This is a genomic window from Parendozoicomonas haliclonae, from assembly GCF_900174585.1.
GTDB classification, from domain to species: Bacteria; Pseudomonadota; Gammaproteobacteria; order Pseudomonadales; family Endozoicomonadaceae; genus Sansalvadorimonas; species Sansalvadorimonas haliclonae.
Window position 1 is genome coordinate 88052 of sequence record NZ_FWPT01000008.1, and the last position, 21329, is coordinate 109380.

The 21329-nt window shown below is 50.1% G+C and carries 17 protein-coding genes and 1 pseudogene; 11 read left to right on the forward strand and 7 right to left on the reverse strand.

The window, feature by feature from the left end; translation table 11 throughout:
• Positions 1-98 precede the first annotated feature (98 nt).
• Complete coding sequence (locus tag EHSB41UT_RS16870; protein ID WP_207626679.1) at positions 99-3140, reverse strand: M66 family metalloprotease; 3042 nt, start codon at positions 3138-3140, stop codon at positions 99-101.
• A gap of 587 nt (positions 3141-3727) precedes the next feature.
• Here EHSB41UT_RS16870 and kch point away from each other — a divergent pair.
• The 4 genes and pseudogenes from kch (at position 3728) to yqfB (ending at position 6070) form a co-directional block, all read left to right on the forward strand.
• Entirely contained in the window at positions 3728-4948 is a 1221-nt protein-coding gene (gene kch, locus EHSB41UT_RS16875; protein WP_087111977.1) for a voltage-gated potassium channel protein, read from the forward strand.
• 180 nt (positions 4949-5128) lie between these two features.
• Positions 5129-5278, forward strand: a pseudogene (locus EHSB41UT_RS25035) (RING finger protein); the annotation flags it as partial.
• Positions 5279-5386: 108 nt separating this feature from the next.
• A complete protein-coding gene (locus EHSB41UT_RS24855) occupies positions 5387-5680 on the forward strand; it encodes a hypothetical protein (protein ID WP_242667348.1) in 294 nt (97 codons plus the stop codon).
• A 69-nt stretch (positions 5681-5749) separates the two neighbouring features.
• Positions 5750-6070 carry a N(4)-acetylcytidine aminohydrolase gene (yqfB, locus tag EHSB41UT_RS16885; protein ID WP_207626680.1) on the forward strand — a complete coding sequence of 107 codons (321 nt, stop codon included), beginning with the start codon at positions 5750-5752 and terminating at the stop codon, positions 6068-6070.
• A gap of 6 nt (positions 6071-6076) precedes the next feature.
• Here yqfB and EHSB41UT_RS16890 read toward each other — a convergent pair whose 3' ends face one another.
• Entirely contained in the window at positions 6077-7087 is a 1011-nt protein-coding gene (locus tag EHSB41UT_RS16890) for a hypothetical protein (RefSeq protein ID WP_087111981.1), read from the reverse strand.
• A gap of 220 nt (positions 7088-7307) precedes the next feature.
• Between EHSB41UT_RS16890 and leuS the strand changes: the two genes are divergently transcribed.
• The gene (gene leuS, locus EHSB41UT_RS16900) at positions 7308-9875 is read left to right on the forward strand and encodes a leucine--tRNA ligase (RefSeq protein WP_087112198.1); all 2568 of its coding nucleotides are present in this window, start codon (positions 7308-7310) and stop codon (positions 9873-9875) included.
• Between the two features lie 136 nt (positions 9876-10011).
• Here leuS and EHSB41UT_RS16905 read toward each other — a convergent pair whose 3' ends face one another.
• Positions 10012-10854, reverse strand: a complete 843-nt coding sequence (locus EHSB41UT_RS16905; RefSeq protein WP_087111985.1) for an RNA polymerase sigma factor — start codon at positions 10852-10854, stop codon at positions 10012-10014.
• Positions 10855-11168: 314 nt separating this feature from the next.
• Here EHSB41UT_RS16905 and EHSB41UT_RS16910 point away from each other — a divergent pair, with 314 nt between their 5' ends.
• Positions 11169-11552: a TIGR04076 family protein gene (locus tag EHSB41UT_RS16910; protein WP_207626681.1), complete on the forward strand. Its 384-nt coding sequence runs from the start codon at positions 11169-11171 to the stop codon at positions 11550-11552.
• A 90-nt stretch (positions 11553-11642) separates the two neighbouring features.
• Here EHSB41UT_RS16910 and EHSB41UT_RS16915 read toward each other — a convergent pair whose 3' ends face one another.
• The 3 genes from EHSB41UT_RS16915 to EHSB41UT_RS16925 form a co-directional block, all read right to left on the reverse strand.
• Positions 11643-12299: a hypothetical protein gene (locus EHSB41UT_RS16915; RefSeq protein ID WP_087111987.1), complete on the reverse strand. Its 657-nt coding sequence runs from the start codon at positions 12297-12299 to the stop codon at positions 11643-11645.
• Positions 12300-12393: 94 nt separating this feature from the next.
• A complete protein-coding gene (locus EHSB41UT_RS16920) occupies positions 12394-12987 on the reverse strand; it encodes a hypothetical protein (protein ID WP_087111989.1) in 594 nt (197 codons plus the stop codon).
• A 111-nt stretch (positions 12988-13098) separates the two neighbouring features.
• Complete coding sequence (locus tag EHSB41UT_RS16925; RefSeq protein WP_087111991.1) at positions 13099-14895, reverse strand: hypothetical protein; 1797 nt, start codon at positions 14893-14895, stop codon at positions 13099-13101.
• A gap of 363 nt (positions 14896-15258) precedes the next feature.
• Between EHSB41UT_RS16925 and EHSB41UT_RS25040 the strand changes: the two genes are divergently transcribed.
• Together EHSB41UT_RS25040 and ylqF are read left to right on the forward strand one after the other, a co-directional pair.
• Positions 15259-15522: a hypothetical protein gene (locus EHSB41UT_RS25040; RefSeq protein ID WP_087111993.1), complete on the forward strand. Its 264-nt coding sequence runs from the start codon at positions 15259-15261 to the stop codon at positions 15520-15522.
• Positions 15523-15621: 99 nt separating this feature from the next.
• Positions 15622-16557, forward strand: coding sequence for a ribosome biogenesis GTPase YlqF (gene ylqF, locus EHSB41UT_RS16935; protein WP_087111995.1), 936 nt, complete (start codon positions 15622-15624; stop codon positions 16555-16557).
• Positions 16558-16665: 108 nt separating this feature from the next.
• Here the strand turns inward: ylqF and EHSB41UT_RS16940 are convergent, their stop codons facing one another.
• Positions 16666-17865 (reverse strand): J domain-containing protein, encoded by a 1200-nt coding sequence (locus tag EHSB41UT_RS16940; RefSeq protein ID WP_087111997.1) that lies wholly within the window; start codon positions 17863-17865, stop codon positions 16666-16668.
• Between the two features lie 173 nt (positions 17866-18038).
• Here EHSB41UT_RS16940 and EHSB41UT_RS16945 point away from each other — a divergent pair, with 173 nt between their 5' ends.
• The 3 genes from EHSB41UT_RS16945 to EHSB41UT_RS16955 all read left to right on the forward strand — a co-directional run bounded on the left by EHSB41UT_RS16945 (position 18039) and on the right by EHSB41UT_RS16955 (position 21318).
• Positions 18039-19337 carry a hypothetical protein gene (locus EHSB41UT_RS16945; protein ID WP_087112000.1) on the forward strand — a complete coding sequence of 433 codons (1299 nt, stop codon included), beginning with the start codon at positions 18039-18041 and terminating at the stop codon, positions 19335-19337.
• A 168-nt stretch (positions 19338-19505) separates the two neighbouring features.
• Positions 19506-20756: an MFS transporter gene (locus EHSB41UT_RS16950; protein WP_087112002.1), complete on the forward strand. Its 1251-nt coding sequence runs from the start codon at positions 19506-19508 to the stop codon at positions 20754-20756.
• A gap of 34 nt (positions 20757-20790) precedes the next feature.
• On the forward strand, positions 20791-21318 hold the full coding sequence (locus EHSB41UT_RS16955) for a DUF2878 domain-containing protein (RefSeq protein WP_087112004.1): 528 nt from the start codon (positions 20791-20793) through the stop codon (positions 21316-21318).
• The last annotated feature ends 11 nt before the right edge of the window (positions 21319-21329 follow it).

The following is a 21329-nucleotide window of genomic DNA, read 5'->3' on the forward strand; positions in this document are numbered from 1 at the left end:
GAGCGCGATGTGAAGCATCCGAATCCAAAAGAACCCCTGCCATTGGGCAGGGGTCAGTTCTTTTCAGTTACCTTGAAAGATTACTGATTAAGCAAGGGTTACTGATAAGCATAGGAGCCATGACCTGACGAAAATAGCCAGTGGCGACCATTGGACCAGTAAACACCCTCGACCTGTACACACTGCCCACTGCTATTCAGGAAGCCGGCACCATACCATTCTCCACCCTTTGTGAGGGTACACAGGTCAGCGTCCTGCCCTTCAATCGCATTCACTCTCTCACCCACTTTGTTCTTATTGTTCAGGGAGAGCCACTCGAATCCGTTCACCTCGGAGAGTACCGGACGGGTACCCTGATCATCCTGAACACTGATCTCGGTACCACCAGTGCAGCGGAAGTCAGTACCGCCCAATGATTCCACATAACCATGCAACGTCTTTTCAGAACCATGAATTGTCATCGGGAAACGGCACACATAAGGTCTTTCACTGCCCACCAGCATGGTGGCCATACGGCTCTTGTCGAACTTAGCCAGGTTATCCGGTGTGAAGCCTTCTTTATGCTCAAACCAGCCGCCCTTCACGTCCGTAACTACAGCGCTATAACCATGCTCTTGACCAATAATGACCGGGCCCATCAGCTCATCGACTGCCGGGTTACGTTCAGTGATGGCGCTATCCAGCACCAGCTCTTCTTCACCCGGAATGGTACAGCTAACGCTGACACGGGAAGGATGATCATCAGCCGGCAGGTTAACATGGAACTTGTTGCTCTGATTGGAAGAGATACGCGATGGGCTCAGGGCAATCTGCTGCACGTCCCCACTCTCTTTCTCAACGGTCAACTGACACTGGCTCTGGGATTCAAAGGCGTAGCTGCGAATACCGCCCTGATGGGTTGCATAGCTCCAGTTGGCACCGTTGCTGTGTTTCACATCAGGAATCTGTTGGCATTTGCCGTTAGACAGATAACCCGCGCCGTCGTGAGCCGTTCCGGATTTATCCATAGAGCACAGGTTATGCACACCCAGTTCCTCTGTCGGACGATAGGTCACTACGGAGGTCAGACTGTTTTTAGCAGATAGCAGTTGATAGTCACCCTCGGCAGAAACAGGACGCTCCTGCACACCATCAGTCAGCCAGTACATTTCCGGCGTGGTCTGGCAAGTGTTTTGTTCACGGTCTTCGTAACCGACAAAGTTCGCGGTTTCACCTTTGCCATTGGTATAACTGAACTGACAAAGCGGTTGCTGTTGATCATCTACCTTCATGGTCTGCCAGGTGGTTGCGGCACGATCAGCCTCACTCAGGTTTGCCACCGGCTGCCAGCCTTCCAGCTGCATGTCAGAGGTCGCCGGTTCTGGCAGGTCATACACATTGCCATAGTTGGAGTAGATCAACGGATAGATCTGGCTCGGGTTGGTATTCATTGGGTCATAGATACCCAGAAGAGTGATCACCGGCACACCTTTTTCAAGCGGTATGGCGTGATCTACATCGGCAGACACATAATTTTGCTGTTCCTGATCCCAGCGGGCATAACCGGTCTCGCTGGTCAGGTCCAGATTATTGGACTGGTTCAGGAAATTCTGGGTCTGACGGGTGCCCGCCGGATGCTCCAGAGTGTAACGACTGATCAAACCGATGCGCATGCTTTCGCCACCGGCCATGGTGTCACGGGTAAAGCGGAAGGCATCCATGAACGGTTCAACGGACTGGTCGGCCTGTTCGACCACTGTCGTGGTGGCTTCACCGGTCCAGTGCAGGTTACCGATAAAGCGCTGATAATTGGCATCCCAGCCCCAGCCTGTCTCCATATCGTGAATGGATACACCTTTTGGCCAGTGCCCACGGCCGTAGTTATGGCCCAACTCGTGGGACCACTCGTTACCGATACTGTCGATCAGGGTCACGATACCGCCACCACCGCTCAGGCCATGGTTAGTCTGTCCGTTGCTGTAAACACCACGGTTGTTGTGCGCGGTAATATGATTAAAGCGGCGATTCCAGGACTGGCTGCTACCCGCCGTATCCACGATGCCATAGTTGGCATTATTGATCCCTGTTGAGACCAGCGCCTTGCCAATGTTCTCGCGCATATCCCCTTCGTAAACACCGCCTATATCATCACTTTTCTCGGTGTAAACCTTGCCGTTTGGCAGAGTCACCTTGTCCAGCTGAAACGGGGTGTAATCGGCAATAACCAGTTTGGATACGGGAATTTTCTGGAAGTAGTCCGCAGCCAGAGTCGGCATATCATTGATCATCTGATAGCTGTTACGACGCTCGGTCAGCATACCGATATCGATGTTCTGGATAACCAGCTCTGGCGCGCCACCAAAAACGATTTCATTTTCAGCGAGCAGACCTTCCCGGCCTTTACTGTCGACAAAACGCAGGGACATGCCCGGTGTCATCCACTGCCAGGATATCGGTGCGCTCCAGGCATAGTGGGAGAAGATCACCTTCTCGCGACCATTATCTGGCTGGTCGGTGTCAAACTGAGCACTCGGTGGAATCATGTTCACCCGCTCAACGACAACGCCCTCTTGCAGGATCTCGAGTTCAAGGTGATGAACATCCTCAATTGTCGGCGTTACCAACAGCAGAGCATCACGCTCCATAACCAGGTTCGGACGGTTCTTCTCTTCATTGCCATTTGGCATCACGCTGGTGTGGGTCTGAGCAAAGCGGACGTTGGCCTGCAGTTCACCGGCGAGGTGGTTCTTCTCTTTGCGGCTATCGTTATAACCAAGCACTTCATCGGGCGTATCGAAGCGCAGCGCATCAAACATGCAGTTTCCATTGGCATCACAAAAGTTCAGGGTCGCGACATAGGTGGTATTGGGCTTCAGATCGCCAATGTAAAAACCGGGGCGGGCATTCTCATAAACCCGGCGACCTTCAACATCTTTTTCCGTCAGAATGATCGTGCTGGAGATATAACCACTCTCCCAGTCCAGCTCGACTCCACGATCAAAGATCGTTTTGATACCGAATTCTTTATTTTCTACCTGTTGGCCTGACTGCCTTAATGAAGAAGCATCGCCATTTATCATGGCCTGACTGGTATCGATGGCAACGGCGTAGCCACTGCTCAGAATGCTACTGATCAGCAAAGGTAAAAGTTTCAGTTTCACTGCGAATCCACTACGAAAAGGTGCGCTCACCCAGAGTTCTGACCGATTATCACCGGATGTTCTGGATACTGAGCCAAACGAAAGCACGGACATGCACTTTCAAGGAAAGCTGTCTGCAAAGCTGCGCTCTTCAGTCGGACGAGTTTTTATCACGACAGATTTCAGCGTCACAAAAGCTTTATTGTTGCGGCGCGTAAGCGTTGCGCGTTTTGTGAACCATCTCGGTTTTCCGCGAAAAACACCATCAAAACACAGTACTTATCTATCAAGTTTGTAAATCCAACCCCGGATCGACAACACGCCAGCGTTCTTAAAACGTGGCTGAAATTTGTCGGTCAAATGTAGCCTGAGATCCTATAGCCGGCCGATTCCCAAACCGGATCACATTGCAAAAATGCCGACAGAACCAGAACACATGAATGGATAAACACTCAGTAGAATCACTCTGGATGTCATAGCCGGTGGAAAAGCGGTGCGATTGAGTGGCTGAGCCACCAGCCGAATCCCATCAGCCATGCCAGAACGTATCTGTAGGCTCTGTTAAGAGAGCCTACACTCTGCCCTGACTTTCTTTATGGGTCGGGGCTTTGAAATTTACCATCCCCTTTCGCAGCAAGATCCTTGGGGTCCTCCGTGAGCTGCGTCATATATTGGCGGCAGCTGCCGTATTATTAAACGGTCTGCTGATCTTCAAAGCTCTGTGGGGCATGCCGGCCACACTGTCCGACCTGTTTTCTGTACACGATCTTTCGGATGTCAGCTGGTTTGATATCTCTGGTGGTCCATGGTTTCTGCTTGGCATCCTGCTGGTTCTGAACTCGGTAGGGTTGCTCTACCGATCAAGGCTGGCCTGGGCCGTGAGTCTGGTCATTCTATTGATAACTCTGGCCTTCACTCTGAACTTCTATCCTGATCTGCATGGCCGCGCAGGCTTCACAGCCATGACCCTTTTGATTCTGTTGCTGCTAAAGGGGGAGTTCACCCGTTCCAGTGCCACCGCCGGCGGGATCTTTGCTGTCATCAGTTTTATCGTGCTGCTGTTTTATGCCAGCTACGGTTCGCTCTACTTTGGCAAAGGCTTTGCGCCCCCTATCAATGACTTGGTCACTGCCGTCTACTTTTCCATAGTCACCATGACAACTGTCGGCTACGGCGACATCATCCCCAAAACAGAATCAGCACGATTGTTTTCAGTTTCCATGATCGTGGCTGGCATCACTGTCTTTGCAACATCCCTGACAACCGTATTCGGGCCTATCCTCCACAGAGGTCTCAGTAAGCTGGTGAGAAGTCGGGAGCCACAAATGGAAAGAAAGAATCACTTTATCGTCTGCGGTGTCTCGGTACTTTCAGCCAGCACGATTATTCAGTTACGACAGCGTGGCCTGCCGTTAACACTGGTTACAACCAAAACTCTGGACGAGCTGGCACAGCTGGAACAGCGCGCTGGCGGAAAACTGGATATTGTCACCGGAGACAGCACGGATAACGAGATTCTTGAAGCCGCAGGTGTGAGGGACTGCCGGGCTTTACTGGCTGTGACCGACGACGATGCCTTTAACGCCTTTGTCGTACTCACCGCCAAGGAGATGAATCCGGATATCAAAACCGTTCTGGTGGTGAACGATGCCAAGAACATGCGCAAGGTGAAACAGGTAAAAGCTGATGTTGTTCTCTCTCCCCAACTGTTTGGCAGTGAGATACTGGCCAGTGTGCTGAGCGGAGAGGATCTTGATCATCAAAAGCTGATATCCATGCTTCTGACATCCGGTCATGGCTTATTCGACACCACAGAAGAGACAGCCTGAACAGATATTCTGCTAACAAGTCGGTTATTACTTCTGAACTCCCCGTGACTCCAGAAGCCCAAACCATAGGGATTGCTTCTTATGCGCACCATCAAATTGAACTGACAACAAGGAAGTAGGGCAGTGCAAAACAACTCTTACACAGCAACCATTCCCGTCATGACCAAAGACGGGATTGTGATGAGAACCCTTAATCCAGCAACAGAGTGTGCGATCTGTACTTTTGAATTAAGAAAATGTTCCCTTGTTCAAGAGCTCTGCTGTGGTCATTTTTTTCACTCAGACTGTATAGTCCCTCTCCTGAAGGATGAAGAACGAGCCGCTTATGGCTGCCCTCTCTGCTCACTGGCCATTTGCCTCCACACGCGGGTCTGTCGAAAACAGGAGCATGATCGCTGTAACCCCTACTCTTTGCATCAACGTATAGAAGATCCAGAGATGTCTGAGTCTATTCAACAACTGCATCAGCATAAACCAACGCCGGAAGATAAAATCATTTGTGCTCATATTCTGGAAGCCCTGAGCCCGGAGCAAAGCGCAATGATTGTCAGGCGTATGCTGGAACGCGGTTTCTTCGACAGGGTTGCTGAACGTATAAGGCAAGAAGCACACATTCTGGAGCAATCAAATCCAACAGGCGCTGTTACCAGTTCCGATATTGAACGGGCTATTTTCGCCACTTTCGTAAAGGAAGGTCTTCAGAATCAGAGTAAACCTATCTCTTACGGATAAATTTGCTGAAATATTGTTCAGGCGGTATACAGTCCACTTCCCTTCAACTCACCAGCCACAGGAAGTATTATGGACTGGTCAAAGATGACGTTCTTTGAACGTTTTGAAGCCGATATTCTCTCCGGCAAAAAAACCATCACCATTCGCGATGAAGCCGAGAAAGGTTATGTTCCCGGCTCGGTGGTGCAGGTGTCCACTTATGAAGATGACCGCTGGTTCTGCGAGCTGAAAATCCTGTCTGTTACCCCGATCAAGTTCAGCGAGCTGACCGAGTTCCATGCCGAGCAGGAGAATATGACTCTGCCTCAGCTGAAAGACGTGATTCAGGAGATCTACCCGGGTATTGAAAGCCTCTATGTCATCCAATACCAACTCGTCTCTGACCATTAAACAAGTTTAACCTCTATCCGGAGTCCTTGATGGATAGCTACTGCCCTCTGTGGACTCCATCAGCGCCTCCAGAAAATCCGAAAAATCGAAACACCCTTTTGAGCCGGGCTGGTCAGCCATATACGTCACAAGAGCAGCCAGATGATCAGCAACAATGGCTGAAGCTCTGTCCAAATCGATCTGGCAGGTCAAATTGTTCACTGTGGTCATATCGAAAGCACACCGGGGCAAAACCTCCTGAACGGCCATGGCATCATGAGTCAGAAAGGCTTCTAACAGCCGATTCAGGTTCTGCATGTAGATGTCGTATGCCTGAGCCATCTCAGCACTGACCTCCGCATATCGAAAGCACTCACCTCGATCAGGTATCAGCACAATACTTTGATTGCTAATGCGGGAATCAAGCAACATGCGCTGAATCAGGATGTAAGCCTGCACACGCCGCATCATTTTAAAGGAGGTATCCGAACGATCATGACCACGCATACCTCTACATAATATTTTCATATCAGGAAGAATAAATTCTGCTGGACCTTCGACAAGGGCTTTGCAAGATCTACCGTATGCGCAAATGGCACGCAAACGGGTGAATAGCACCAAAGGAAGGAGCATTTGGATATCGCCATCAAATTGCTCCAGCGCCAGTCGGCCACATTCCTCACGGTTGGGAACCAGCCCCTGATTTATATGTTCAAGAAGTAATGCCTGGAAGCTTTTGTAGTCCTTCTTGTCCCTCAAGGCTATTAACTGATCTCTGAGGCCCTCAACCCAGGAAGAGACACTGGCATCCTGACTGTAAGCAGTGACTTGCCGAGAAATCGCCTGCTGCTCAGGCTTTAAGTCCTGTATTGCCTTTGCGGTATGGAAAGCACTGCTCTCAGCCTCTGCAACCCGTGTTCTTATACTCCTCCAGCGCCCTTCCAGAGCCCTTGCATAGGGTGTTCCTGCAAACTGTTGCTTTCGCTGCTGGCTGGCAGCCTTATCGATGGCTTTGGCGATGAAGTCATGCTGATCCATTACACGCTCTCCTCTTGTAAGTTCAGGAGCATCAGGAATAGTTGCACACACTTGGATTGAGGTTCTGCCAGACCATTCCCCCGGATAACCATCTTGTCAGCGCTGTAAAAATCCCCCTCTGATCTACTCCCCTGCACCTCCCTGTTGTATCCTACAGGGTTTGACGTCAACCCATCGCCCGCCGGTCCTCCGGAATGGGCCCAAGGCATCCTGAGCAATGATGGAAGAGCATTATCATCCTCATAAGATTGAGGAAGAGGCCCAGAAGTACTGGGAAGAGAACGACAGCTTCGCTGTGACCGAACAGGAAGGCAAAGAGAAGTACTACTGCCTGTCTATGTTCCCGTACCCAAGTGGCAAGCTACACATGGGTCACGTGCGTAACTACACCATCGGTGACGTTATCTCCCGCTTCCAGCGTATGCAGGGCAAGAATGTCATGCAGCCAATGGGCTGGGATGCCTTCGGTCTGCCCGCTGAAAACGCCGCGATCCAGAACAAGACCGCGCCAGCCAAGTGGACTTACCAGAACATCGATTACATGAAGAGCCAGCTGAAGAAGCTGGGCTTCGGTTACGACTGGAACCGCGAAATCGCCACCTGTACCCCTGAGTACTACAAGTGGGAACAGTGGTTCTTCACCAAGCTCTACGAGAAGGGCCTGGTTTACAAGAAGATGAGCGCCGTAAACTGGTGCCCGAACGACCAGACCGTACTGGCCAACGAACAGGTTGAAGACGGCAAGTGCTGGCGTTGTGACACCCCGGTTGAACGCAAGCAGCTGGCCCAGTGGTTTATCAAAATCACCGCCTACGCTGACGAGCTGCTGAAAGATCTGGACCAGTTGGACGAATGGCCGGAACAGGTTAAGGCTATGCAGCGCAACTGGATCGGCCGTTCCGAAGGTATCGAGATGGCCTTTGGCCTGAAAGATTCCAGCGAAGAGCTGCGCATCTACACCACCCGTCCAGACACCCTGATGGGCGTAACCTATGTTGCCGTTGCTGCCGAGCATCCGCTGAGCAAAGCTGCTGCCGCGAACAACCCGGCTCTGGCTGCGTTCATTGAAGAGTGCAAGACCAACACCACCTCCGAAGCCGATATGGCGACCATGGAGAAGAAAGGTGTGGATACTGGTCTGAAGGCCATCCACCCGATCACTGGTGAAGAAGTGCCAGTGTGGGCAGCCAACTTTGTACTGATGGATTTCGGTACCGGCGCCGTTATGGCTGTTCCTGGTCACGACCAGCGTGACTTCGAGTTTGCCAATGTTTACGGCCTGCCAATCAAGCAGGTGATCAAGCCTGCTGGTGACGAAGCCTGCGACCTCTCCAAGGAAGCTTTCACCGAGAAAGGCATCCTGATCAACTCCGGCGAGTTTGATGGTCTGAACTTTAAGAAAGCCTTTGACGCCATCGCTGATAAGCTGATCTCCGAAGGTAAAGGCGAGAAGCAGGTGAACTACCGTCTGCGCGACTGGGGTGTATCCCGTCAGCGTTACTGGGGCGCGCCAATTCCGATTCGTTATCTGGAAGACGGCACCGAAGTAACCGTGCCTCTGGAAGAACTGCCGGTACGCCTGCCAGAAGACGTAGTGCTGGATGGCGTTCAGTCTCCGATCAAGGCCGATCCTGAGTGGTGCAAGGTGACTCACAACGGTCAGCCTGCGACTCAGGAAACCGACACCTTTGATACCTTTATGGAATCCAGCTGGTACTACGCACGCTACTGCTCGCCAAAGGCTGACCAGATGCTGGACCCAACCGCGGCCAACTACTGGCTGCCGGTGGATCAGTACATTGGCGGTATCGAGCACGCGGTTATGCACCTGCTCTACTCCCGCTTCTTCCACAAGCTGCTGCGTGACGCAGGTCTGGTTAACAGCGATGAGCCGTTCAAGCGCCTGCTGTGCCAGGGCATGGTGTTGGCTGATATCAACTACACCCTGAACGAGAAGGGCGTGAAGAACTACGTCGCTCCTGGTGATGTTGAGCAGCGTGGCAATGATTGGTTCCTGAAGGGTTCTGAAACTCCGGTTGTTCACGCGGGTATGGGCAAGATGTCCAAGTCCAAGAACAACGGTATCGATCCACAAGAATTGATCAACCAGTACGGCGCCGACACCGTGCGTCTGTACACTATGTTCGCGTCCCCTCCGACCCAAACTCTGGAATGGTCCGAGTCTGGTGTGGAAGGTGCCAACCGCTTCCTGCGTCGTTTCTGGAAGATGATCGCTTCCCACGTGGAAGAAGGCACTGAGGTTGCGGCTCTGGACGTAAACGCCCTGAACGACGATATGAAGGCCCTGCGCCGCAAGACTCACGAAACCATCGCCAAGGTTTCCGATGACTGCGACAAGCGTCTGACCTTCAACACCGCGATCGCTGCGATCATGGAACTGACCAACGCTATCAACAAGTTCAACGATGCATCGGAACAGGGTCGTGCCGTTGTTCGTGAAGCACTGGAAGCTGCGACTCTGCTGCTGGCTCCAATTGTGCCGCACACCGGTCATGCGATCTGGAAAGCGCTGGGTCACGATGAAGCTATCGTGAATGCTGGCTGGCCGAAGCTGGACGAAAGCGCGTTGGTGAAAGATGCCATCACTCTGGTTGTTCAGGTAAACGGCAAAGTCCGCGCCAAGCTGGAAGTTCCAGCAACTGCGTCTCAGGACGAGATCAAGGAACTGGCCAAGGCCGATGCCAATGTGCAGAAGTTCATTGATGGCCTGACCATCCGCAAGGAAATTGTGGTACCTGGCAAGCTGGTCAACATTGTTGCCAACTAATCAGTAGCAGCTCAGTAACCACTTGAACGATAAACGCCGACTTTGATGTCGGCGTTTGTTTATCTCTCTCGAACAGATGAGATGATCTGATCCAGTGCTATGAAACTGAATAACTGCCGTTTCCCGAGCCAGACAGTTAATTGAAAATGTTATATTTTCCCGAGTGAATCAGGTCACTTATGATGTTAGAAAATGACTCCGGAGACTTATATTCCGGATACTGACGAAGCATCGCAATGGTGCGTTCGATTTCAGTCAGCTCATCCAAATGAGCCAACAACTTTTCCCTTCCTTCTCCCGCGACGTCTTTTAGCAGGATGGTGTCTTTTTTCGGACAGCTTTCACCTCGACTAATGGCTACGGCAGCATGCTGGTGACATTTGCATGTATTGTTTTTATTGACCAGGCCACAGTGTCCACCCATAAATTTCTGCAGAGACTTTCGACCACGGGAAAGACGGGCCCGGAATGCTTCCGGTGTTATGCCCAGTATGACGGCACCTTCTTTACTGGTAACACCGTAAGTCTCGCCCAGTATCACCGCGACGCGTATATCCTTCTCCAGGCAGGTCAGGGCGGCCTGCATACAGCTAAGCCGGACTTCCTCCAGCATAATTCCTCTTTCCGGACTGGAACATTCCAGAGGAGGAGCATCAATAGTTACGGTAGAGATAATTTCTCCAAACGTATTGAATGTTAGCTCTGGACGGGCCGCCTTCTGCTTGAGTTTGGTCAGCAGATGATTACAGGCTATCTGATAGACCCAGGTGGTAAACGCACTCTCCTCTCGATAATCGCTAAGGTGTGTAATCACTTTGATGAGGATTTCGTGGGTCTGATCTTCAGCATCTTCGGTGTGGTTCAGCATTCTCAATGCCAAACCATAAATATTGTCCTTGATACGGCTGACAACGAGACTAAGAGCCTCCTGATCTCCGTTCTTGGCGAGACGGATATAATGTTCCAGGTTTGAGGTCATGGATTAGCCTTTCAAATACTCTTGAGACTTTTTAGAGATGAAAATGTGACAAAAAAGAAAAATGCGGAGGGTCATTACCTGGAATGAGGAGCTGGATGCTACTCGGCTTTGTCTAATCAGTGCAATACGGGTTCTGACGATGCTGTTCCTGTCGGGTGAGCCGCGCCTCTTGATGCCATGAGAGGAATTTTTTTCTCTCATCGTGTCACACTTTTTGGTGCCAGAAGTCTAAAGAGAAACGAACCTGACAGACAAAGCCTGTGTGGTTCATGTTTTACACGATCTACAACCTGGCATCATAGGAAAAGTGCGAAGTGGACAGACGTAAGTTCGTAAAGAATGGACTGGTTGGCGTAGGCGTAGCTTTAGCTTCCTCAAACATCATTGCTATTGAGTCATCTGTGGAACAAGCTGGAAAGCCGCAGATTAACTTCCCGGCAGTCGGGAACAAGATCATCGCCAAAGTCATTTCCAGTGATGTGCCTTGCACTATTGGCATGAAGCCAGGAGATGAGTTTGAAGTAGGCTTTCGCAAGTGCGGTGATTTCTGTGGCTTCTTTTACAGCAGTATTCACAAATCCATCATGGAACTTCAATTCAGTGATGCTGACAATGCCACAGCCAGTTCCGCCCCACAGGTATTCGAGTGTCCTAACTCTCAGAAGCGGGTTAAAGTGGAGTTACGTCTCACCGCCTAACAGAAGGTAGCTTCTGCAAATAGCTATCATCCTGAATGAAAGAGATCGCACAAACCCTGATATTGGAGTTTGTGCGATTTCTCACTCGCCCTAAATCGCCAGACTATTTAGGTAGCGTTGTGTTTGCATTGGAGTCACACCCAGCAATGAACACAGTTTATGGGCTTCATCAAAAACCCGCCGGTAGGTATTCAAGATAACCTGTTGCTTACGTATTAAGTCCGCATAGGCCTGCATCGTAAAACCTTGTTGGGGTGTTACATCGCTATATGTTCCTTCATGATCCAGCTTATCAAGCAAGGCTTCCCTCAAGTCCTGTGATAACAGAAGAAGTTGAAAGGTATCACCATCCTTGATCGTTTTATCACTAATACTGACAGCCTGATCCACCATAGTCTGAAGCAGCTCACAATTGGCGTTGGTATACATATCTTTGAGTTGGTTTAACCGTACCTGGACTTTCTTTTCCCAACCCATGACCCGCGCCTGTTTGAACGCGCTCCTGAATGATTTGGAGCGACACTGGCTAAAGAAGAATTTAATCCTGTCTTTCAGCGTTACCCGGTATTTTTCAAGCAACTTCATTGTCTGCTCATTCTTCTCTACCTTTGAGGTCGCCTGAGGTTTAGGGGCACTCGTTTGAACCTGCTTCCCAAAGAAGTTAACAGTCGCTGTATCGGCCGCATCTGTTGAGCTGAGGGTAACGTTGGTGATCGTCTGTGGTTTGCTTCCTTCTGTTTTCATCATGATGACTATCCCTGTCTGATTTCATAAAAGAACCGTGTCTGCCTGCATCTGACAAGCAGACACCAATCAAATTTCCTTACAGATTTAGCCGGTTTCAAGTCGCCATCAGAGCACAATGGAGCCGATGTGCTTTCTCTTTCAGAAGATCAACTTGATCTCCCTCCGTGATACCTGCCTTTCGCAGCTCAGCCAGTTTATCGCGGCACTCTTGTGCCCCCTCGTGGTACTTGTCGAACTGAAGCTGTGAGATCATTTTGTAGCTTAAATAACCACTGGCAGGCAGACCATAAACCGCCCCACCGGCCGTACAGACAGCAATGTTCAACCCCGCCAGAGCAAGCCCGGCTAATGGAGCAACAGGTCCAAACACCACCAGTGCGAGAGTCTGAACAGCAGCAAACCCCAACCCGATTCCAATACCTGTACCGGCAACCAAGCCCGCAGAACCGGTCATCCATTTGGCGAAGCATTTCACCTTCTCAAAATTAGTGACCTTGTATTCCTGCAGAACCTTGTCAGCCCACTCATATCGGGCCTTGGTGCCGGCAGGCGGCAGCTTTGTTACCTCGGAAGATTGTTTGCGGATGCGTTTCCGGGTGTTTTGCTCTGGCGGAGTAACACCATCCTGAGAATAAATAGCTTGCTGAGCACCGCCCTGATAGGATCCTTCAGCCTTTCTTGCGTCCATACCTGCCTCCTTGCCTATAGTTTTGTTAACTTGGCGTTAACTTTGCTGGAGGTTCATAGACTTGAAAATTAGACCTTGGTTTCACACGTACAACCAAGGTCTAACCGGGGCCTAATGTCTTGAGACTTTTTGAAGGGTGAGACCAGCAACACCACAAACCAGAGCGACCATGACTGGCGCATAAGGGTGATTGACAACCTGAACAGCTTTATCTCTGACTTGCTTTAAAAATGTATAAGAGCGTCTTTGGCGCTCCCACTCATCAAACTGTTTCTGCTTCTCATCGCCCACATCTGCCATCTTTGCCATAGTATGATAATTATTGACGCGAGTTTTTGCCGTATCTTCTAAAGAAGCGATCATGGCACGGTGCAGATTTGTGATCAGAGTAAGCGCATCATCAGCAGTCTGAACGGTAGAAACCCAGAAACCGGGAAGATAGAGTGAGAAACCATTTTGGGATCGACGTAAGATCCATCGCACTTCACCCACCTCCAGTCCAATAACATCGTCAGGCTGCAGCTGACTGAGAATAGAGTTGAGATTATCCTCCGTCATTTTTGGTGCTTTCTCGGTATCCCAGGCCATCATATCTTTGAAGTATTCCGGTGGACTGGAGCTATCTTGATCCTTCGTTGGCACTGCATCAGTCGTAGGCACTATAGAATCTTCTGTGGGTATTTCTTCAGGGACAGAACTTTCCATGGGTGATGGGTTATCAGATTGCTCTGAGCCCTCTTCTGATGAATCATTCTCTAATCCATCAACGCCTTTGCTGCTCGCATAAGCAATAGCCTTAACACCTGAAAAGTGAGGTTCGATACTGCATGTATTCTTACCGTGCAGAGCCATATTGAGTCGTTTAAGCCCCTGCCCAAAGGACGTATTAAAAGTCTCTACACTACTCTCGGCTTTCAGCGCCTCACGTAATTTATCTAATGCAGAGTCATACTTTGTTGTTTCTGAAAGATCACCATAGGTCACGGAAGGTAAGTCCATACCTGCAATACGTGTACCCTGCTCCAGACTGATCATCTCCTCATACATCTTCTTTTTCATACCCGGAGACTTCTCTGAATGCCAATGTACCGTTTCAAGTACATTCCGACGTGCTGCCAGCACTCTGGCAAGATCATAATTCAGAAAAAAGTGAGATAGCGCTTTTAGAGCACTGTGCTTCTCCACCATCAGCGAGTGCAGCGCTTCATCGTCCGAAAGAATATCCAACATCACGGAGGCTTTGGCCGTCGCTTCATGTACGGCAAGCAGAGGTAAGTAGTTAGGCCACTCAATCTCTTTAAGAGGCATCCTTTTCTCAAATATTCGTTCCTGATCACCATCCCAATGCCAGAACATAAGCTCTGTCATCAGTTCGACATCCGTGGAATTAAACAGCGTTTCCTCCCAAGCATCAGAAACCTTGCCAACATCATAAGTAGCCCCCCTTGGGGATAAGGGTTTACGATGTTTTTCTATAGGCGGCATATAAAGATTGAGAAGCCAGTACAGATCTACCGGACTGGCTTCCATAGAGAAATCTGCTTCCCATGTTTGGGAATCAACCTGCGTTCCCCCTACACCTTCTGATATTGGAGGGTCAGTATTTTCTTGACTTGAAGTCGTTGCGGTCAGAGGTAGTGAAGCCACTTTTTTTCGTTGGATATTGATAACGCGAATGGGCTGATGGTTAACAACAGGTCTGCCACAGTGGGCACAGGCCGGACCTTCTCGCTTAACGGTAAAGCCTGCGTTCTTGCAGTCATCACCTTCACAGGATTTTGTTATCGGTGGTCTGGCCAAAACCGTGGTGGCCGTGAAGACAAGAAGAAGGGACCCAAACCACCGAAAGTACCGGTTCTTCTTTGCAGCGATATACCCAACGGAAGCTTTCTCACTGAAAGCGTGCATAGATACTCCACCACAGCGGTAAAAAGGTTCTGCAAAAGTAGTTCAGAAATGTTGCCTGCGTAGACAATTACAGGACTCAAAAAGCCCGCATCATACAAATATCAAAAAGACACCTTAATGATGAAATCAAGAATGGGTATTTCACTTATAAGAGGACTTATCAAAAGATGTTATGACGCGAAGAAAAGCTCTGAATAAAATCAAAGCAGAGACAATCAACTAAAAGAATCAGCAAAAATAAATAGCAAACTACATACTTTAAAACTCAATAATCAAACTAGTAATCGCCGTTACATTCCAAAACAATCAGCTCCACGGAGTGATCTATACTTCTTTCCCCATTAACAGGCGGTGTCCAGAAGTATGCCTAAAAAGAATGAATATACGATCAGTCTGAAACACGATGGTCCTGAAGCTAAAGAAACCAGTGATTCGATAGCAGAACAGGTTGAGCAGTTTCTTAAATCCGGTGGGCAGATTGACCAGATTCCATCCGGAGTCAGTGGCCAGATCAGCCTTGGCGAGAAAGCCCGTCTGGCTAAGGAAGAGCAAAAACAGAAGCAGGCGGAAAGACTGGCAGCCCTGGAAGCCGGAAACCTTCCAGCGGAGGCAACCGAGGAAGAGTAAGACCTTGCTCCTCACTTAACGACTTTATCGCCCCTATCACGCTGATGCCAAAGCCCGTTACAATAATACGTTTATCCAAGCGCTGAATAGAGACTAGGCATGGCGATTAACTGGTACCCGGGGCACATGCATAAGGCACGTAAGGAGATTCGTGAGGCCATGCCTCAGGTGGATCTTATTATTGAAGTGCTCGATGCCCGCATCCCGTTCAGCAGCGAGAACCCGTTGGTTCCAGCCCTTCGTGATGATACCCCCTGCATCAAAATTCTGAACAAGGCGGATCTGGCTGATCCGGATATGACCCAGCGCTGGAAAGAAGCTCTGGAAAAGACCCATGGTATTCGTGCCATTCCCATGAGCCAGCACGAACCTCAGAAGGTGCGTGAACTGCTGAAGATTTGCCCGGAAATGCTGCCTCACCGAAACTTTGAAGGTACCCCTCTGCGGGCGCTGATTCTGGGTATCCCCAACGTTGGCAAATCCACCACCATAAACAATCTGGCGGGCCGTATTATTGCCAAAACAGGTAATGAGCCGGCTGTGACCAAGATCCAGCAACGTATCAAGCTGGAAAACAATATTGTGCTGCTGGACACTCCAGGATTCCTCTGGCCCAAGCTGGAGCCGGAAGAGTGTGGCTACCGTCTGGCAGTAACCGGTGCGATCAAGAACACCGTTCTGGAGTTTGAAGATGTCGGTATGTTCCTGGTGGAATACCTGATGGAGCACCAGCCAGAGATCCTGCTCAAACGCTATAACCTCAAAGAGATCCCTCACACCGCTATCGAAGTGTTTGATGAGATTGGTCGCCGCCGTGGTGCTGTGCGCAAGGGTGGCGTTGCAGATACCCACAAAGTCGCAGAGATTCTACTCAATGACTACCGCAGCGGCGCCATGGGTCGAGTCACTCTGGAAAGCCCGGAGATGGTCGCCAAAGAGCAGGCAGAACTGGCTGTTCTTCATGCCGAGCAGGAAGAGAAGAAAAAGGCCAAGGAAGAGCTACGGAAAAAGCGTAAGGCTGGCGAGCGCATATAAATATGGTTCTGCACTGGCTCCCACGCTCAGCGTGGGAGCCAGACCGAGGAATATACGGCTAAACATTTATCTGAAAAACCCATCCCATGCGGTTCCTCAAGTTACATATCAATCCTTATGCAGGTCAAAATGAAGCTTTAAGACTTCATAATGCCGATTGAGCGTCTTCATCATCTCTTCATTATTTTCTTTATTGCTTTTGTCCGGATGGTATTTCATTGCGAGTCGGCGATAGCGTTTTCTAATTGCGGGTCTTGGTGTGTTGCCCTGAATGCCAAAGAAAGACAGCGCGCTCTTAAGTTCATCGGGGTCAACAGCGCTGTAGCTTTTATCGTTTCGGTGTGCCTTTCTGCGCCGCATATTCTCCTGTTGGCAGTCTGACCAGGTTTCTCTCGCTTCTTGTTGTTGCTCCTCAATTTTTTTATGAAAATTATCCAGAGCAATGTGGGCCGATTGTATAAGTGTCTCGAAATCTGGAAAGTCAAAAGATGAGGAAGACTCGTTGTTCTGAGTGATTGCTCTGTCAATCAGAGTCAAGGTGTATGTCGCCTGTGTTTCATCTTCACTTTGCGCCACAGAGATGCTTGGGGATTGCAGAGCCCACTGTGATCGCAAGGCGATGAGGGCATCCAGATTTCTAGATTTTTGTTGGTGTAAGGTTCTGGTGACTTCCTGTCGGAGATCAAGGTACCTACTATGCATCAAGCCTTGCTGACGGGTAAATTCCATATCAAAGCGTGTTTTGACTTGTGCTGCCTTGGTCATTAATCGGTACGCTTCCCGCTGCTTTTTGTAGCCTACATCCAGGCGTTGCATCGCTTGAATCTCTGCCTGGAAGTCGGCAATGATCTGACTCTGGGTCGGTGTATAAGACTCTGTAACGACTTGAACTTCATTGCGTAATTCGTCGAAGCGCTGTTGGCAGGCTTCCTGAGCGGTCTGCCATAGATTGTCGAAAGCGTACAGCCTTTGCTGGATATCGGAGCCGGAGAGAGCTCTGGTTTCTGGGCCTCGTAAAGTGCTGTTTGTCGTACTGCGGGGCCTGTCATGGGCTGTAGTCGACCGCTGGCTTCTTGATATGTTTGGGTTCCTGTTGGTGGAGACCTTGCGCTGAGCGATGCTTGACTGTCCCCTTGTACTGCCGGCTTGTCGCTTTTGCGATCTTCTAGAAAGTTCCGGCTTTGAGGGGGATAACGGGCTTGTCCAATGCCCTTTGCTGGAGGGAGGACTATATGTCCCTGATAACGGGCGTCTGCAGCAGTTAAACCAGTTTGGTGACTGGAATATTGTGTTCTTGTTGGTGTCCATGTGACCGCTCCAAAATGATTTGCACGTGAGTGTTTGGAGGGATTGTGTGCATTCAGGTTCGGGGGCAGGGTAGTTTGGTTAGTAGAGCTGACCGATTGGTTGTGTAGGGCGTTATTTAGCATTGGTTTGGCAGGTCGATAGTCTTAAAAGGATGACTATCGGTCACAGGTATCATGATCAATCGTTATACACAGGACTGCTCCCGGAAAGAGCTTGTTAAGCAGATTGAGCAGGATATAGAGGCTATTGACAATGCAGACTGTCAGTTGGCGTTTTGCCCCGGAACGCGGCATTTGGTGCGCAGAGCTGATGTGACCGATACCGATTATATCAGCGGGCGAGCTGCGTTACACACGCTTTTGCTCAGTCAGTTTGGTGACCTTGCCAATGAGCTGCCCCAGCGTTTTTCTTTAACTCAGCTTCAACGCTTTCTAGGGCGTGTACGTGAGGTTAACCCAACCCGCTATAAGCAAACACAGGATAAAAAGCTCCCCGAGTCCAAAAAATATGCGGTGGCCGTAAGCGAGATTGATCTGAGTGATATGCCAGTTCTGGTGCAGGCGGAGGTTGTCGATTTTCTGGAAGCTGTTTATGCCTTGACTGCCGACAAACATATTGACCTGCCCGGCAGTAAGCACCATGGCAAAAAAGTCAGTGAATATCGCCAGAGCATGGCGGACAGCATTGATTTCCCCCATCATCCAACCTCACAGCTGAGGGATGAGGACGACTTCAGTCGGCTCTGTGGCCATGGCACCAACCTTTATGCTGCATTATTGGCTATTGCTGTTGCGGACTGTAATCTCATTCCCGGTGCCAAGCAGCAGAAACTATTTGGCAAGCCGCAAAGTGGTGAAAGCCAGGGCGAAACACCGCTTAACCTGAAGTTTGTCAGCGCAGTCTCTCTAGATACCGAAAATGCCAGCTTTGCCGCGCCCTTCAAATACGCTCAGCGGGCTATATCTGTTAATAAAAAAAACCGTGACGATTTTGCCCGGCAGATTTTAAAGGGAAAGAAGAATGATGTGCTGATCCGCGTATACGAACAACTCTCTCAGGTGCCTGTGGTGATTATCGGTCTTGGCGAATCCCGTATCGAGGGACGCATGATCAAGGCGTTTGCGAATGAGACCGCTTTCAAGCGGGTCAAGCTGCAAACGGTGGCGGTACCCAATGAGGCGATTAAACGGCTGTTAATGGAGCTGGTTGGTGGGCTGGGGGTGCAAGATCCTCTCAGAGTAGTGACATTGAAGGATCTGCAAGAGTTGGAAGCTCTACGAGAACGCCCTTATCAAGTGCTTGAACTGGAACGTGTGCTGCCTGATGACTCTCCAGTTTTGCTTGGGCTGGAAGGGGACTATCTCGATGGCACTCTGGATTTGTTGAAAGCAGGTGTAGAATTTGAAGATGATACCTGTACCAGCAGTGATGAAGATGATCTGACATCAAACTCTGATGATAGCGAGAAGTAGAAATACCTTGTGCGATGGTTGTTTGGGAATGTGAAAAGGCTCGTTCAAAGAGTTTCCGGAATGTAACAGAACGGGGTATTTTGACTTCGTTCTGTTACCCCACCGCCCTGCTCGCAGATCTGTCTTCCCCCATGAACTAGACTCCCGGCTCCTTGGGGGGAGTCTGGTTTGCACAAGAAAGCACAAAAGATCTGGTTTGGTTTACTCTCTGGCAATGTCATAGAGTATTACGACTATGTGCTTTATGGCGTGATGGCTCCGGTGCTGTCGCGGTTATTTTTCCCATCCGATTCTCGCCTGACATCACTGGCGGCTACCTTTGCCATCTTCGCTTCAGGAACACTGGTGCGTCCTCTCGGCGGTTTAATTCTGGGTTACTGCGGCGACTATTTCAGCCGCAGGACGGTCTTAATGATCTGCTCCTTCCTGACCGGAATCACCACCTTCGCCATTGGTTGCCTGCCAGCCTCTGACAGTTTCAGTCAGGCCGCTCTCTTACTTCTGGTGTTGAGGTGCCTGCAAGGTCTTGGCATGTCCAGCGAGTTCTGCTCGGTTCTGGTGATCGCCGGCGAGCTGGCTCCACCGGACAAGCGAGGATTCCTGACCAGTCTGGCTCACAGCAGTGGTATGGCCGGAACACTGCTGGCCTCTCTGATGACCGCAATGATTTTTCTGCTGCCGGACTCAGCACTGTACAGCTGGGGCTGGCGTATTCCTTTCTGGCTGGGCGGTATTATCTGCCTGAACGCCTATATCCTGCGTTCACGACTACCCACACTGTCCAACGCTCGCAGCATTCCCCGAGAAAGGAAGCTGACATCCTACGGCTCGACCTTTTTACAGATGTTTTTCATGGTCGCCATCAATACGCTGGTTTATCACCTCTACTTTATCTTCCAGGCCACGCGCATGATCGAGCATCTTGATCTGCCTGCCCGACAGGTGATGTTTGTAAATACCCTGACCCTGTTGGTACTTGTTATATGTTGTGCTTTGGGAGGCTGGTTTTCTGATCGGTCAGGACACCGGAAGGTCTATCTCATTTCACTGATATTCACTGCCGTAACGGCCATCCCTTTATCTATGCTGACGTCAGCTTCCAACCTGTGGATATGTGCTTTCGGAATGTTCCTATGTGCGATCGTTGCTGGTTTTATGCTGGGCAGCAGCAGTGTTCTTTACACCGAGCTATGGCCTGCTAGTCTGCGAATGACCGGTACAACCGTGCCTTATAATCTGGCTATTGTCTGTTTTGGTGCCAGCACGCCGCTTGTGGCTCTTTACTTGATCGAAGCAACGGGGCTGGCCTGGTCGACAGGTCTTTATGTGACCGGACTCGCCGCTGCAGCCCTGCTGCTGTTATGGCGAATATCGGATCGAACCGGTACACAACTGGATGGCGCTGTTATCATGGAATGAATAAGAGTTTGAAAATGGGCGGTCGATCCATCACATGCTGGAAAAACATAACAAGCTAATTAACTTCATTCTGTTTCAGGTGGGATGGTTTGCCTGTGTTCTGGGCGGCAACACCATTGCCCTTGCTACCACCATCGCGATTCTGGCAGTTCATCTGACCGTTGTTACCAGTTGGAAAAAAGAGCGTGAGCTGCTGGTTGTTACTTTGCTGGTCGGCAGTGCTATCGACAGTTTCCTCGGCAATCTCAATATTCTGCAATTCCCGGGTGATAGTCGGGTTCTGCCATTATGGCTTGCGTGTCTGTGGGTTCTGTTTGGTACAACACTCCGACACTCCATGGACTGGACAGGTACCCATAAATTATTAGGGTCACTCGGTGGAATGATTGCCGGGCCATTGAGCTATCTTGCTGGCAGCAAACTGTCGGATATATCGCTGGCACAACCGCAGTGGCAGACACTTCTGATTCTTGCGGTCATCTGGGCTTTGGTGATTCCCATGCTGCAGACTTTCTCCGCCATCTGGCTTGAGAAGTATCAGCGCACTCAGAAGCAGCCTTAAAGAAAAAAACC

Excerpts from the sequence above, each read along its gene's own strand:
- EHSB41UT_RS16905 (WP_087111985.1), bottom strand. The coding sequence starts at position 10,854 with ATGACCTCAAACCTGGAACATTATATCCGTCTCGCCAAGAACGGAGAT.
- EHSB41UT_RS16940 (WP_087111997.1), bottom strand. The coding sequence starts at position 17,865 with ATGGACACCAACAAGAACACAATATTCCAGTCACCAAACTGGTTTAAC.
- yqfB (WP_207626680.1), top strand. The coding sequence starts at position 5,750 with ATGGACTGGTCAAAGATGACGTTCTTTGAACGTTTTGAAGCCGATATT.
- leuS (WP_087112198.1), top strand. The coding sequence starts at position 7,308 with ATGGAAGAGCATTATCATCCTCATAAGATTGAGGAAGAGGCCCAGAAG.
- EHSB41UT_RS16955 (WP_087112004.1), top strand. The coding sequence starts at position 20,791 with ATGCTGGAAAAACATAACAAGCTAATTAACTTCATTCTGTTTCAGGTG.
- EHSB41UT_RS16945 (WP_087112000.1), top strand. The coding sequence starts at position 18,039 with ATGATCAATCGTTATACACAGGACTGCTCCCGGAAAGAGCTTGTTAAG.
- EHSB41UT_RS16890 (WP_087111981.1), bottom strand. The coding sequence starts at position 7,087 with ATGGATCAGCATGACTTCATCGCCAAAGCCATCGATAAGGCTGCCAGC.
- EHSB41UT_RS16915 (WP_087111987.1), bottom strand. The coding sequence starts at position 12,299 with ATGATGAAAACAGAAGGAAGCAAACCACAGACGATCACCAACGTTACC.
- ylqF (WP_087111995.1), top strand. The coding sequence starts at position 15,622 with ATGGCGATTAACTGGTACCCGGGGCACATGCATAAGGCACGTAAGGAG.
- EHSB41UT_RS25040 (WP_087111993.1), top strand. The coding sequence starts at position 15,259 with ATGCCTAAAAAGAATGAATATACGATCAGTCTGAAACACGATGGTCCT.
- EHSB41UT_RS24855 (WP_242667348.1), top strand. The coding sequence starts at position 5,387 with ATGTCTGAGTCTATTCAACAACTGCATCAGCATAAACCAACGCCGGAA.
- EHSB41UT_RS16925 (WP_087111991.1), bottom strand. The coding sequence starts at position 14,895 with ATGCACGCTTTCAGTGAGAAAGCTTCCGTTGGGTATATCGCTGCAAAG.
- EHSB41UT_RS16920 (WP_087111989.1), bottom strand. The coding sequence starts at position 12,987 with ATGGACGCAAGAAAGGCTGAAGGATCCTATCAGGGCGGTGCTCAGCAA.